This is a genomic window from Streptomyces sp. STAM6, assembly GCF_054963715.1.
In genome coordinates this window covers 15,186-27,728 of sequence record NZ_JBUEFZ010000053.1, presented here as the reverse complement: position 1 = coordinate 27,728, position 12,543 = coordinate 15,186, and the positions used below count along the sequence as shown (strand labels likewise).

Below are 12,543 nucleotides of genomic sequence, written 5' to 3'. Positions count from 1 at the left end.
GTACACGGAGGCCATGTACCGGACGTCCGCGCGTCTCGTGCGGTACCTGGCGAAGAGGTACGGCATCCCGCTCGACCGGCAGCACATCCTCGGCCACGACAATGTGCCCGGCCCGACGGGGGCCGCGGTCCGGGGCATGCACACGGATCCCGGCCCGTACTGGGACTGGGCTCACTACTTCGCGCTACTGGGCAGGCCGTTCACGCCGACCGCGGGTCCGCGGAGCGCCGTCGTGACGATCCGCCCGCGGTACGAGGAGCACCGGCCGCCGTACACGGGCTGCGTGAAGCCCGGCGAGGCATGTGCTCCGCACGGCAGTGGGGCGGTACGGCTGCACACCGAGCCGAGCGCGGACGCCCCGCTGGTGAAGGACGTCGGGCTGCGGCCCGACGGCGGGGGCTCGACCGCCGGCGTCAATGACACCGGGGCTCGTGCGTCGACGGGCCAGCAGTTCGCGGTGGCGGAGCGGCGCGGGGAGTGGACGGCGATCTGGTACCTGGGGCAGAAGGCCTGGTTCCACGATCCGGGGTCGCGGCCGACGACGGTCGGGGCCCGGGGGTGGGTGGCGACCCCGAAGGAGGGCGCCGCGGACATCCCGGTGTACGGGCGGGCCTATCCGGAGGCGTCCGCCTATCCGGCGGGGGTCCCGGCGCAGACGGTCTCGCCTCTGCCGTACCGGCTTCCCGCGGGGCAGCGGTATGTGGTGGGTGGCCGCTCCCCGGGCGAGTACTACTACGCACCGTCGTTCGACACCTCCGGTCATCGGGTCGTGCGGGGGAAGGAGGCGTATTACCAGGTCCAGTTCGGGCACCGGGTGGCGTTCGTGAAGGCCTCCGACGTACGGCTTTCGCGCGCCTGAGACTGGGCCGAAGGGGTGCTGTCCGCCGCTCCGACCCCACCACACGGCCTGGCGTTCGTACGAATAACTCGAGCGTCGCGTGGGCGATCAAGGCGATGGGTAGGGCTCGCGCGTTGGTCCCCCGCCCACCGAAAGGCGATCGCAGGCATGGCACAGCCGTTCGTACTCCCGGAGTTCTACATGCCGTATCCGGCGCGGCTCAACCCCCACGTGGAGGCGGCCCGCCACCACACCAAGGGCTGGGCGCGGCAGATGGGCATGCTGGAGGGCTCCGGGGTCTGGGAGGAGAGCGACCTCGACTCCCACGACTACGCCCTGCTGTGCGCCTACACCCACCCGGACTGCGACGCCGAGGCGCTGTCCCTGGTCACCGACTGGTATGTGTGGGTGTTCTTCTTCGACGACCACTTCCTGGAGGTCTTCAAGCGGACCCGGGACTGGACGGGCGGCAAGGAGTACCTGGACCGGCTGCCCGCGTTCATGCCGTTGGACCTCTCGCGGGGCGTTCCGGAGCCGACCAACCCGGTCGAGGCGGGGCTGGCGGACCTGTGGACGCGGACCGTGCCGAGCATGTCGCCGGCGTGGCGGGCCAGGTTCGCGGAGGCGACCGAGCATCTGCTCAACGAGTCGTTGTGGGAACTGGCCAACATCAACGAAGGCCGTATCGCCAACCCCGTCGAGTACATCGAGATGCGCCGCAAGGTCGGTGGCGCGCCCTGGTCGGCGGGTCTGGTGGAGTACGCCGCGGGCGCCGAGGTGCCGGAGTCCGTGGCGGCTTCCCGTCCGCTGCGTGTGCTGCGGGACGCCTTCTCCGACGCGGTGCACCTGCGCAACGACCTCTTCTCGTACCAGCGTGAGGTCGAGGACGAGGGCGAGAACAGCAATGGCGTGCTCGTCCTGGAGAAATTCCTCGCCTGCACCACCCAGGAGGCGGCCGAGGCCGTCAACGACCTGCTCACCTCACGACTGCAGCAGTTCGAGAACACGGTGCTGACCGAGGTGCCCGGCCTGTGCGTGGAGAAGGGGCTCGGCCCGGAGGAGTGCGCGGCCGTCGCGGCGTACACCAAGGGGCTGCAGGACTGGCAGTCCGGCGGCCACGAGTGGCACCTGCGCTCCAGCCGGTACATGAACGAGGGCGCGGGCACCGGCGATCCGATGTTCAGCGGGGTGCTGGGCACCTCGGCGCTCGACATCAGAACGCTCTTCGGCCGTCCGGCCGCGTCCCGGCTGCGCGGCCTCACGCATGTGCCGCACCAGCGGGTCGGCCCGTCGCTGCTGCCGGACTTCGACCTGCCGTACCCGCTCACGCTCAGCCCGCACTGGGCCGACGCGCGTGCGAAGTCGATCGCCTGGGCGGGCCGGATGGGGCTGCTCGACGACATCTGGGACGAGCCGCTGCTGGCGGGCTACGACTTCGCGCTCTGCTCGGCCGGGCTCGACCCGGACGCCACCGCCGAGGAACTGGAGCTCAGCGCCGAGTGGCTGACCTGGGGGACGTACGGCGACGACTACTACCCGTTCACGTTCGGGCGGCCGCGCGACCTCGCCGGGGCGAAGCTCTGCACCGAGCGGCTCAAGGCGTGCATGCCGCTCGACGACCCGGCGGCCGGGGCGGCGGAAGCGGTCAGCCCGATGGAGCGGTCGCTCGCCGACCTGTGGCACCGGACCGCCGGCCCGATGGGCCCGGACGCGCGGCCCGTCCTGCGCCAGGCGTTGGACGCCATGCTGGACAGCTGGCTGTGGGAGCTGCACAACCAGGCCCAGCACCGGGTCCCCGATCCGGTCGACTACATCGAGATGCGCCGGCTGACCTTCGGCTCCGACCTGACGATGAACCTGGCCCGGCTGCGCCACACGCACGGCCTGCCGCCCGAGCTGTTCCGCAGCGGGCCGATGCGCAGCCTGGAGAACTCGGCGGCCGACTACGCCACGATGATCAATGACCTCTTCTCCTACCAGAAGGAGATCGAGGTCGAGGGCGAGGTCCACAACGGAGTGCTGGTGGTGCAGACCTTCTTCGGCTGCGACTACCCGACGGGCGTCGCCGTCATCGACGACCTCATGCGCGGCCGGCTGCGCCAGTTCGAGCACGTGAAGGCGAATGAACTCCCCCTCCTGGCGGCGGAGTTCCAGCTGGACGAGCAGGGCAGGGCGGCCCTGGACGCCTATGTCCGCGAGCTGGAGGACTGGCTGGCCGGCATCCTCCACTGGCACCGCGAGGTCCGGCGCTACGGCGTGGACGACGTGCACGCGGGCAGTGGCACGCCGCTGCTGCGCCGGGGCGAGCCGCCCGCCGACCGGAACGGGGCCGGGCGCCTGGGCGGGCCGACCGGGCTGGGCACCTCGGCGGCCCGGCTGGCGGGGCTCTACGCGTCGTAGCGGCGTCAGGGAGAGCGACGGGCGCCGCGGAGCTGGTCCAGTTCGCGGCGCTCGCGCTTGGTCGGACGGCCGGTGCCGCGGTCACGGACGCCGGCCAGCGCGACATGCTCGCGCGGCGGCGGGGGCGGGCTGTTGTCGGCGTACGCCTCGGCGGCGACGGGCGCGCCGACCCGCTTGGCGATCACTCGCTTCACCTCGACGATCCGCTCCCGGCCGGCGTGGAAGATCCTGACCTCGTCCCCCGCCTTCACCGGCTGGGCGGGTTTGGCACGCTCACCGTTGACCCGGACGTGCCCGGCCCGGCAGGCGCTCGCGGCCTGCGAGCGCGTCTTCGTGAGCCGTACCGCCCAGATCCAGCTGTCGACCCGTGCGGTCGCGTTCCCCTCGTCGTTCGCCATGCTTCCGACTCTAATGCGCACCGTACCCGCCACGGGGCTGCGTGGCGGGCACGGGAGGTGCGAGAGGCGGGGCCCGGAGCCCGTGCCGGTCAGCCCTGCTGGAAGAGCTCCGCCGGCAGCGGCTTGAGCAGTGCGTACAGATCGTCGGTGATCGGCCGGTCCCAGCTGGCGATGGTGACCAGGACGTTGTCGCTGCGGTCGAACTGCACGCAGGAGATACGGCTCTCGGAGAGCTTGAGGCGCCGCACGATGAGGAGGTTGTCCCCCTGCATCACCGGGACGTCCTCCGTCTCGACGACCTCGACCGGCTCGTCGTTCTCCAGCGCCGCAAGGAGCTGGGCGACCTCGAAGGGGATCTGGCCCTCTCCGAGCTCGCGCGCCGGTGAGCCCTCGGGCAGGTTGCCGATGATCATCGCGGGGCCGCGGCCGCCGAACAGGTCGTACCGGAGGAAGACGCCCTGGCACGTGCCGTCGGGGGCGGGGAGCAGACCGGCGCCGAGATTGCCGGGCCAGTCGCCCGGGTCCATGGCCAGGACGTCGAAGTCCGGGCCCGCGGGTGTGGCGGGGCTGCGGCGGCGGAGGAAGGACATGCCGCCATGGTACGTGGCCGGGACCGCGAAGTGCCGCCGGGGCTCGCGCCGCGGTTCCGTGCCGGGAAGCCCCGCGCGGGCGCCTCCACCGCGGCTCGGGCGGGGGCTCGGAGGGACCGGCCCCGAGCGTTCCCGGATCACCGCTTCGGGCGACGCCCGGCGCACCGCGGACCGGGAGGCGCCCCCTCAGCCGGCGCCTTCCGCGAGCCTGCGCAGCGCCGTGAGGGCCTCCGTCACCCGCGTGTACTCCACGAACAGATGATCGTGGTGGAACCCCGCCACCACGTTGCAGCTCAGCCCCTCCTCCGCGAGCGCCCGGGAGACGGCGGCGGTCAGCCCGACGGCGTCGAGCGCGGAGTGCACCCGCAGGGTGATCCACCCGGCCACATAGTCGTACGGCAGCGAGGCCGCCTCCGCCTCGTCCTCCCTCACGACGACCGTGAGGCCCTCGGACTCGGAGACGGTGACGACCGGACGCATCCCGGCCGGCACCTCGGGCCCGTCGACGGTGGCGAAGACATAACGGCCGGGGTTGAGCGCGGGCCGCATACCGGCGATGAGCCGGGCCAGGTCACGTTCTCCACTCATGATCGCCAGCGTAGAGGTCTCCGGGTGCGGGATCGGCCCGGAAGGAGTGCGATGGAAGAGTGAGGTTCAGGCGACCACGGCCGAGGCAGTGGGTCGCACGCCGACGGGCGATGACGCGTCGGCGCCGGATCCGCGACGCCCGGCGACAACGCTACGGCAGCGGCGCAAGCTCCGGTGGCACGCGCTGGCTGACCCTTGTTGCGGCCCTGCCGGGGCTGGCCGCCCTCGTGGCGCTGGTGTTCACCTGGATGTCGGTGGACCAGACGCAGACTGAGTTGAAGATCGCCCGAGAGGGACAGATAACGAACCGGTTCCACGCGGCCATTTCACTCCTGGGGTCCCGGTCGGTCGAAACGCGGTCCGGGGGCATCTACGCGCTTGAGCGGCTCATGCAGGACTCGCCTCGCGATCAGCCCCGGGTGGTTTCCGCGCTGTCGGCCTTCGTGCGTATCCATGTCAGCGTCCCGGTGAAAGGCCTGCCGACGCTGTCCGAGCAGCAGGAGGCCGCGCCAACGCGTCCCGATGTGGCGGCGGCGATGCACGTGCTCGCCCACCGATCGGCGGATCACGACGGGGCGGCGCAGGTCGACCTGGAGAGGGCGAACCTCCGTGGCTTGGAGCTGGAAGCAAGGATGAACCCCGACTACCTGAAGGAACTACAGCCGGACTCCGACAAGACACCGACTGCTCCTCTCTATCTTCGCCACCTTTCCCTGACCTCCGCTGTCCTGACCCAGGCGGACATGCAGCAGGCTGAGGTTTCCGGGGTGGACATGAACGATGCCGACGCCGAGGAGATCAATCTGTCGGAGGCATGGCTCAGCCACGTGAACCTGAGCAATGCGTGGATGGCCTACGCGAGGCTGAACAAAAGCACCATCGAACACGGGAACCTGCGCGACGTCTTCCTGGTGGACGCGAATCTCACCGGGGCCGAGATCTACGACTCCGATCTGCGGGGGGCGGTCCTCGGCCCGGCGGTGATCGAGGACCACGAAACAGGTGCGAATCTCACTGACGCCTTTCTGAAAAATGTGAATCTGGCCGGAGCGGATCTGTACCGCGCCACGTTGGTCCGCACCCTGATGACCTCGACCGACCTGACCAGAGCGGATCTGTCGGAGGCCAATCTCACGGACGCGGACATAGGGATGACCGAAGGCGAAGGCCGCGACACCGCCGCCAACATGACCGGTGCGAAGCTGAGCGGCGCGAACCTGACCCGGACCCGGTTGGTGGGGGTGGATCTGACCAATGCAAACCTGGCAGCCGATAATTATTGGGGGACACACGCCGCGACTCTCAAGGGGGCGGACCTGAGGGGCGCGAACCTGGAGCGCGCGAACTTCAGCGGTACGGACCTGACTGGCGCCAACTTCATCGGCGCCCGTCTCGAGGGCACCAAGTTCACCAACGCGAACGTCGAGGACGCCATCGGCCTCCCGCCCGACATCGTCAAAGCACACCAGAAGGCGGGTCGTTGATCATAGAGTCCGGGATGTGAACAGACACATTTCCTTCGAACACCTGCACAACTTCCGGGACGTGGGTGGCTACGTCACCCAGGACGGGCGGTCCGTGCGGTGGGGGCGGCTGTACCGGGCCGACTCGCTGGGGAAGCTGCGGGGCGCGGACTGGGAGCGGTTTCTCGCGCTGGGGGTCCGGACGGTGATCGACCTGCGGTACGACTGGGAGATCGACGGCAAGGGGCGGGTGCCCGAGCACCCCTCGTTCGCCTACCACAACCTGAGCATCGAGCACCGGCCCTACAACCAGGCCGCTTTGGGGCCGGACGTGGACACCGGGAGGTACCTCGCCGACCGGTACGGAGAGGTCGCTCACGACGGGGTGAAGGAGCTGCGCACGGCGCTGGAGGTGATCGCGGCGGCCGGTGACACGCCGCTCGTCTTCCACTGCGCGTCGGGCAAGGACCGCACCGGGCTGGTGGCCGCGCTCGTGCTGGCACTGCTGGGGGTGCCCGAGGAGGACATCGTGGCGGACTTCACCCTCACCGAGCTCGCCACCGAGCGGCTGGTCGCCGACTGGCGTGCGGCGCATCCCGGGCGGGAGCTGACGTGGCCGGACTACGGGCGGGCGCCCGCCGCGGTCATGGAACTGTTCCTCGCCGATCTGAACGAGCGGTACGGATCCGTGCGCGGCTATGCCCACACCGCGCTGGGGATCGACGACGATCTGGTGGACGCGCTGCGCGCCAACCTGCTGGAACCGGCCCCGTAGCAGGAGCGGGGGAGGTCACCGGGCGGTGGCGAGGACGATCCACACCTGTCCGGGCGTGAAGTTCAGTGGCTGCCCGGAGGGGGTGGTGAAGGACGTGCCGCCCTCCGCGGTGGGCCGGCTCCAGCGGGCGTCGTGGCCCTGGCCGTTACGCAGGACCAGTGCGGTGCCGGAGCCGACGGTCTCGGTGTACGGGGAGACGAACCCCGACCGGTCGCGGAACTTCGACGGATGGATGTCGACGTGCTGCACCACCACGGTCTTGGCCGCCATCCGGCCGCCGTCCGTGGTGCGTGCGGCCGTGCCGTCCATCGTGACGAGCCACCGCTGCTCTGTGTCCGACCAGGTGAAGGTGAAGCGGGCGGCGGGGAAGCGGACGGTGTGCTCGTTCACCTGCCGGCCGCCGGCGGGTGCGGCGCCGAAGCGGAAGCCGATGTCCTTGGACTTCTCGGCCCGCGGTGCGGCGGCGAGCGCCCGCTGCGGGCTGACGTAGAGATTGTGCGGGGCGGAGCGGCTGTTGTCGCGGGTGAAGGCCCTGGGGGCGTCGCCGGGAGTCAGCGGGTAGAGCGGGGCGGCCTCGATGAGGGGCCTGAGCGCGGACTGGGAGCCGGAGTAGGCGAGCGCCGGCCGGCCGAACTGCCGGAGGAGCTCCATGTCGGACTCGCGTGCGCTGCGCACCGGTCCGACCTCGGGGGGCAGCTTGGCGGAGTAGACCGCGAGGAGCCGGGTCTGCCCGGCCTCGACCTGCTCGACGTACACGATGTCCGCGGCGGCGAGCCCGGTGTGGGGTCGCGCCGGCGGAACGTTGTCGATCTTGACCCCGAGCACGGGGGCGGCCGGGGCGCGGAGTCCGGTGAAGGGGGAGATTCCGCTGGGGACGGCCGGCGATGCGGGGGTGGTCGTGGAGGGCCGGGGTTCCGGGTCGGACGACGAGCACTGCAGGAGGGCGGCCGCCATGACCGCGCCGACCAGCACGGCGACTCCTGCGCCGGCCGGTCCGGACGTGCGTCTCTTCGTACCCATCGGCCCTGCTCCCTGGCTCAAGTGGACCACGAAAAGCGGATGCGGGACAGGGATTCGGGGCGGCGATCGGGTGACGGCGGGGACCTGGCTCAGGCGCTGCGGCGTCCGTAGTGGCGGGCGACCCGCGCGCGGTTGCCGCAGGACGGTTTGCACCACTCCTGGCGCGGATGGTCCTTGAGGAAGTAGCGCACGCAGCGCGGGGCGTGGCAGGCCCGCAGGCGGGTCCTGTCCGGACCGGTGAGGAAGGTGATCGCCGAGCGGGCGAGGGCGGCGGTCAGGGCTTCGTGGGCGGGCGCGGGACCGGCCTGGCGGCTCTCGGCGGCCGGGTCACCGCCCGTGGGCCAGATGAGGTGGGGCACGGCCGGCGCGGCGGCGGCGGCGGTGTTGACACGGTCCAGCGCGGTGCCGAGGGGCAGCAGCCGCTGGGCGTCGGCGGGGCTGGGGTCGCCGGGCACGGTGCGGGCGAACAGGGCGCGGACGGCGGCGCGCAGGTCACGGACGGCGGCGAGGGTCTCGTCGTCCGCGGTGAAGCGGTCGGCGCCGGGCACGTCGCCCAGTGCCGCGGCACGGGCGCGGACCCAGTCGGTGAGCGCACCGGTGTCGTGGAGGTCGTCGGCGACACCACCGTTTCCGTCGTGGCGGACGGTGAGGGCGAGGTCGAGTACGAGGGGGTGCGCGGCCATGCCGCCAACGGTAACGCGCACCCCCGGCGTCAAGACGCCCCGCCCGTGCGCGGCCGGCCGGGCGTACCCGGGCGCCGGGACCGCGCCCGGGCCGTCGCGCCGGCGCCCCGGCCGCCGTGGGACCGTGACGGGGGCCGTGGAACGCACCGGGTCCGGTCCACGGACCGGACCGGTGGCGGCCGGCAGCGGCGGGCGGGACCGGTGGGTGGCCCGGTCGAGTGCCGGTGGGGTGGCCCGTCAGGTGAGGTCGAACTCGCCCTCACGCGCGTTGCGTACGAACGCCCGCCACTCGGCCGGACTGAAGATCAGCGACGGACTCCCGGGGCGGTCCGCGTTGCGCATCGCGATGAACCCCTCGATGAAGGCGATCTGCACGTCGCCCGCTCCCTGACTGCCCGATCGCCAGTCGGCGTTGCTCAGGTCGAGCTCCGGCTTGTGCCGGCCGGCGAACTGCTGGTCGGTGGTGATCGTCTCGGCCACGTCCCTGCTCCTCCCGGTTCTCCCGGTTCGTCGTCTCCGCGCTCAGACTAGTCATGGCGGCCGGTCGCGGACAGGGCGCCGGGCGCCTTCGGTCAGGTGGCGGGCTCCGGTCAGGTGGTGGGCGCCTCGGCGCCGACCAGCCACATGGAGAAAAACTGCGACCCGCCGCCGTAGGCGTGTCCCAGGGCGCGCCGGGCGCCCGGCACCTGGTGCTCGCCCGCCTGTCCGCGCACCTGGAGGGCCGCCTCGGCGAACCGGATCATTCCGGAGGCGCCGATCGGGTTCGTGGACAGGACCCCGCCCGAGGGATTCACGGGCAGGTCCCCGTCGAGTTCGGTGGCCCCCGACTCGGTGAGCTTCCAGCCCTCCCCCTCGGCGGCGAAGCCCAGGTTCTCCAGCCACATCGGCTCGTACCAGGAGAACGGCACGTACATCTCCACCGCGTCGATCTCACGGCGCGGGTCGCTGATCCCGGCCTGCCGGTAGACGTCCGCCGCGCACTCCTTCCCGGCCCTCGGCGAGACGAAGTCCTTGCCGGCGAACATGGTCGGCTCGCTGCGCATGGCGCCGCCGTGCAGCCAGGCGGGCGGCCTCGGTGCCCGGGCGGCGCCCGCGCGGTCGGTGAGGACCATGGCGCAGGCCCCGTCGGAGGAGGGGCAAGTCTCGGAGTACCGGATGGGGTCCCAGAGCATCGGGGACGCCTGGACCTTCTCCAGGGTGATGCCGTGCTCGTGGAGGTGCGCGTACGGGTTCTTGAGCGCGTTGCGCCGGTCCTTGTAGGCGACGAGGGAACCGACGGTGCCGGGTGCCCCGGTGCGGCGCATGTAGGCACGGACGTGCGGGGCGAAGAAGCCGCCGGCGCCGGCCAGCAGCGGCTGCTGGAACGGCACGGGCAGCGACAGGGCCCACATGGCGTTGGACTCGGACTGCTTCTCGAAGGCCAGGGTGAGGACGGTGGCGTGGACGCGGGCCGCGACCAGGTTGGCGGCCACCAGTGCGGTGGAGCCGCCCACCGAGCCCGCGGTGTGGACGCGGAGCATCGGTTTGCCGGCGGCGCCGAGAGCGTCGGCCAGGTAGAGCTCCGGCATCATCACGCCCTCGAAGAAGTCGGGCGCCTTGCCGATGACGACGGCGTCGATGTCGGCCCAGGTCAGTTCCGCGTCGTCGAGGGCGCGCCGGGCGGCCTCGCGGACGAGACCGGCGAGGGAGACGTCGTGGCGGGCGGCGACGTGCTTGGTCTGACCGACGCCGACGACCGCGACGGGTTCACTGGGCATGGGCGTCTCCTTCGAGGACGGCGACCAGGTTCTGCTGGAGGCAGGGGCCCGATGTGGCGTGGGCGAGGGCCCGGTCCGAGGCGCCGTGGTGGATGCGGGCGGCCGCCTCGCCGAGCCTGATGAGGCCCGCGGCCATGACGGGGTTGGCGGCGAGCGCTCCGCCGGACGGGTTGACCCGCACGCCGTCCCCGAGGTCGAGGGCCTTGCGCAGCACGACCTCCTGGGAGGTGAAGGGGGCGTGCAGTTCGGCGGTGTCGACCGGCCGTTCGAAGGCGCCGGCGCGCTGGGCGGCGAGCCGGGTCGAGGGCGAGTCGGTGAGATCGCGGACGCCGAGGGCGTGTGGCTCGATGCGGTGGTCGATGCCGCGGATCCAGGCGGGCCGTCCGCACAGGTCGCGCGCCCGGTCGCCGGCGGCGAGCACGACGGCGGCGGCGCCGTCGCCGACGGGCGGGCAGTCGCCGGTCCGCAGTGGCCGGACCAGGTAGTCGCCCTGGGGCCGCGGACCGCGCAACTGGGCGTGCGGGTTGGCCCCGGCGGCCGTGCGGTTGCGGGCGGCGATCCCGGCGAGCGCCGGTTCGTCGGTGTCGCCGGCGTCGATGAGGGCCTGGGCCTGGAGGGCGGCCAGGGCGACGGAGTCGGGCCACAGGGGGGCGAGGTAGTACGGGTCGAGCTGGCGGGTGAGTACGTCGCGTACGGAGCCGGCGGACGACTTCCCGTACGCGTAGACGAGGGCGGTGTCGGCCTCGCCGGTGAGGAGCTTGACCCAGGCCTCGTACAGCGCCCAGGCGCCGTCCGTCTCGACATGGGACTCGGAGACGGGCGGCCAGGCGCCGACGCCGTCGAGGGCCATGGTGAAGGAGAAGGCGCGCCCGGCGAGGTAGTCGGACGAGCCGGAGCAGGTGAAACCGATGTCCCCGGTCTTCAGGCCGGTCTGCCGCAGCACCTCGTGCAGCACCGGCATCAGCATCTCGACCTCGGAGAGCTCGTCGGTGCGCCGCAGGTGGTCGGTCTGGGCGAAGGCGACGATCGCGACCTCGCGCATCAGAGCAGCTCCTTGTAGGTGTCGTAGTCGGCGTCCGGTTCGCCGGTGGGCCGGTAGTGGTCGGGGTAGCGGCCGCCGTCGGTCCATACCGGCTCGACGCGCAGGCCCATCCGTACCTGGTCGTAGGGGATGCCGCCGATCCGGCCGTGGAGGGCGAGGTCCGCGCCGTCGAGGGCGATGTGGGCGTACACGTAGGGGACTTCGACGTCGGAACTGGCCGGGTGCCGCGACGTGATGTTGACAATGCAGTACGTGGTGACGGTGCCGCGCGGGCCCACTTCGACCTGCTCGGTGGTGGCGACGCCGCAGGTGGGGCAGGCGCCGCGGGGCGGGACGTACACCTTGCGGCAGTCGGGGCAGCGTTCACCGACGGCCCGGTGGCCGGCGAGGGCGTGGAGGTAGCCGGACTGGGCGCGGCCGGGGGCGTAGGTGTAGTCGAGGCGGGCGGGCGCGACGATGCCGGTGACGGCGTCGGCGAACCGTCCGTCGTGCGGCCGTGGGCCGGACTCCGCCTCGTCCCCGTCGTACGGTTCGAAGCAGGCGATGTCGGTGATGGCGCCGGTGCGTTCCCCGGCCCAGCGGACGCGGACGCGCAGGCCGGTGTGTACGGAGTCGGGCCCGCCCGGTGCGTCGAGGGCGTGGAGCAGCGCGGTGTCCGCGCCGTCGAGGCGGACCAGGACCCAGGCGAAGGGCCGGCCGAGCGGCTGGCCGCGGCGCGGGTGGGGGTTCCAGGCCCAGGTGGTCACGGTGCCTGTGGCGGCGACCTCGACGAGGTCCCGGATCTCTTCGGCGGTGACGGGGTCGTACTCGACGGGAGGGACCATGATCTTGCCGTCGGTGGTGCGGACACCGAGGACGGTGCGTTCGCGCAGACCGGTGAGGAAGGCGGACTGGACGGGGCCGAGGGAGCGGGTGAAGGGGAACTCCACGACCAGGGGTGCGCGGAGGGCCTGCGGCGCTGGCGGGGACGTCATGGACGGGCTCCAATC

The 12,543-nt window shown here is 72.1% G+C and carries 13 protein-coding genes; 4 read left to right on the top strand and 9 right to left on the bottom strand.

Features of this window, described 5'->3' with window-relative positions; translation table 11 throughout:
* A partial coding sequence (locus tag ACY34K_RS32245) for an N-acetylmuramoyl-L-alanine amidase (RefSeq protein ID WP_462753518.1) occupies nt 1-859 on the top strand: 859 nt, incomplete at its 5' end.
* A gap of 147 nt (nt 860-1,006) precedes the next feature.
* Nucleotides 1,007-3,238, top strand: a complete 2,232-nt coding sequence (locus tag ACY34K_RS32240) for a terpene synthase family protein (RefSeq protein ID WP_462753516.1) — start codon at nt 1,007-1,009, stop codon at nt 3,236-3,238.
* Nucleotides 3,239-3,243: 5 nt separating this feature from the next.
* On the opposite strand, the gene ACY34K_RS32235 is transcribed toward ACY34K_RS32240, so the two are convergent.
* The 3 genes from ACY34K_RS32235 to ACY34K_RS32225 form a co-directional block, all read right to left on the bottom strand.
* Entirely contained in the window at nt 3,244-3,636 is a 393-nt protein-coding gene (locus tag ACY34K_RS32235) for an RNA-binding S4 domain-containing protein (RefSeq protein ID WP_462753514.1), read from the bottom strand.
* Nucleotides 3,637-3,725: 89 nt separating this feature from the next.
* Nucleotides 3,726-4,226 (bottom strand): hypothetical protein, encoded by a 501-nt coding sequence (locus ACY34K_RS32230; protein WP_462753512.1) that lies wholly within the window; start codon nt 4,224-4,226, stop codon nt 3,726-3,728.
* Nucleotides 4,227-4,412: 186 nt separating this feature from the next.
* Nucleotides 4,413-4,814, bottom strand: a complete 402-nt coding sequence (locus ACY34K_RS32225) for an ACT domain-containing protein (protein WP_462753510.1) — start codon at nt 4,812-4,814, stop codon at nt 4,413-4,415.
* A 110-nt stretch (nt 4,815-4,924) separates the two neighbouring features.
* Here ACY34K_RS32225 and ACY34K_RS32220 point away from each other — a divergent pair, with 110 nt between their 5' ends.
* Both ACY34K_RS32220 and ACY34K_RS32215 read left to right on the top strand, forming a co-directional pair.
* The gene (locus ACY34K_RS32220; RefSeq protein WP_462753508.1) at nt 4,925-6,298 is read left to right on the top strand and encodes a pentapeptide repeat-containing protein; all 1,374 of its coding nucleotides are present in this window, start codon (nt 4,925-4,927) and stop codon (nt 6,296-6,298) included.
* Between the two features lie 16 nt (nt 6,299-6,314).
* Entirely contained in the window at nt 6,315-7,052 is a 738-nt protein-coding gene (locus ACY34K_RS32215) for a tyrosine-protein phosphatase (RefSeq protein ID WP_462753506.1), read from the top strand.
* A gap of 15 nt (nt 7,053-7,067) precedes the next feature.
* Here the strand turns inward: ACY34K_RS32215 and ACY34K_RS32210 are convergent, their stop codons facing one another.
* From ACY34K_RS32210 to ACY34K_RS32185, 6 genes are all read right to left on the bottom strand, one after another.
* A complete protein-coding gene (locus ACY34K_RS32210; RefSeq protein ID WP_462753504.1) occupies nt 7,068-8,072 on the bottom strand; it encodes a DUF3048 domain-containing protein in 1,005 nt (334 codons plus the stop codon).
* A gap of 89 nt (nt 8,073-8,161) precedes the next feature.
* Complete coding sequence (locus tag ACY34K_RS32205) at nt 8,162-8,755, bottom strand: CGNR zinc finger domain-containing protein (RefSeq protein ID WP_462753503.1); 594 nt, start codon at nt 8,753-8,755, stop codon at nt 8,162-8,164.
* A 237-nt stretch (nt 8,756-8,992) separates the two neighbouring features.
* Nucleotides 8,993-9,235, bottom strand: a complete 243-nt coding sequence (locus ACY34K_RS32200; RefSeq protein ID WP_462753501.1) for a DUF397 domain-containing protein — start codon at nt 9,233-9,235, stop codon at nt 8,993-8,995.
* Between the two features lie 110 nt (nt 9,236-9,345).
* Nucleotides 9,346-10,512, bottom strand: a complete 1,167-nt coding sequence (locus ACY34K_RS32195; protein ID WP_462753500.1) for a thiolase domain-containing protein — start codon at nt 10,510-10,512, stop codon at nt 9,346-9,348.
* The gene (locus tag ACY34K_RS32190) at nt 10,502-11,554 is read right to left on the bottom strand and encodes a thiolase domain-containing protein (protein WP_462753498.1); all 1,053 of its coding nucleotides are present in this window, start codon (nt 11,552-11,554) and stop codon (nt 10,502-10,504) included. Before ACY34K_RS32190 ends, ACY34K_RS32195 begins: the two co-directional genes overlap by 11 nt.
* Nucleotides 11,554-12,528: a Zn-ribbon domain-containing OB-fold protein gene (locus ACY34K_RS32185; RefSeq protein ID WP_462753496.1), complete on the bottom strand. Its 975-nt coding sequence runs from the start codon at nt 12,526-12,528 to the stop codon at nt 11,554-11,556. Before ACY34K_RS32185 ends, ACY34K_RS32190 begins: the two co-directional genes overlap by 1 nt.
* Between the last annotated feature and the right edge of the window lie 15 nt (nt 12,529-12,543).

Coding starts and splice junctions, on each gene's coding strand:
- ACY34K_RS32240 (WP_462753516.1), top strand. CDS start 1,007: ATGGCACAGCCGTTCGTACTCCCGGAGTTCTACATGCCGTATCCGGCG.
- ACY34K_RS32235 (WP_462753514.1), bottom strand. CDS start 3,636: ATGGCGAACGACGAGGGGAACGCGACCGCACGGGTCGACAGCTGGATC.
- ACY34K_RS32185 (WP_462753496.1), bottom strand. CDS start 12,528: ATGACGTCCCCGCCAGCGCCGCAGGCCCTCCGCGCACCCCTGGTCGTG.
- ACY34K_RS32210 (WP_462753504.1), bottom strand. CDS start 8,072: ATGGGTACGAAGAGACGCACGTCCGGACCGGCCGGCGCAGGAGTCGCC.
- ACY34K_RS32230 (WP_462753512.1), bottom strand. CDS start 4,226: ATGTCCTTCCTCCGCCGCCGCAGCCCCGCCACACCCGCGGGCCCGGAC.
- ACY34K_RS32220 (WP_462753508.1), top strand. CDS start 4,925: ATGACGCGTCGGCGCCGGATCCGCGACGCCCGGCGACAACGCTACGGC.
- ACY34K_RS32195 (WP_462753500.1), bottom strand. CDS start 10,512: ATGCCCAGTGAACCCGTCGCGGTCGTCGGCGTCGGTCAGACCAAGCAC.
- ACY34K_RS32205 (WP_462753503.1), bottom strand. CDS start 8,755: ATGGCCGCGCACCCCCTCGTACTCGACCTCGCCCTCACCGTCCGCCAC.
- ACY34K_RS32190 (WP_462753498.1), bottom strand. CDS start 11,554: ATGCGCGAGGTCGCGATCGTCGCCTTCGCCCAGACCGACCACCTGCGG.
- ACY34K_RS32225 (WP_462753510.1), bottom strand. CDS start 4,814: ATGAGTGGAGAACGTGACCTGGCCCGGCTCATCGCCGGTATGCGGCCC.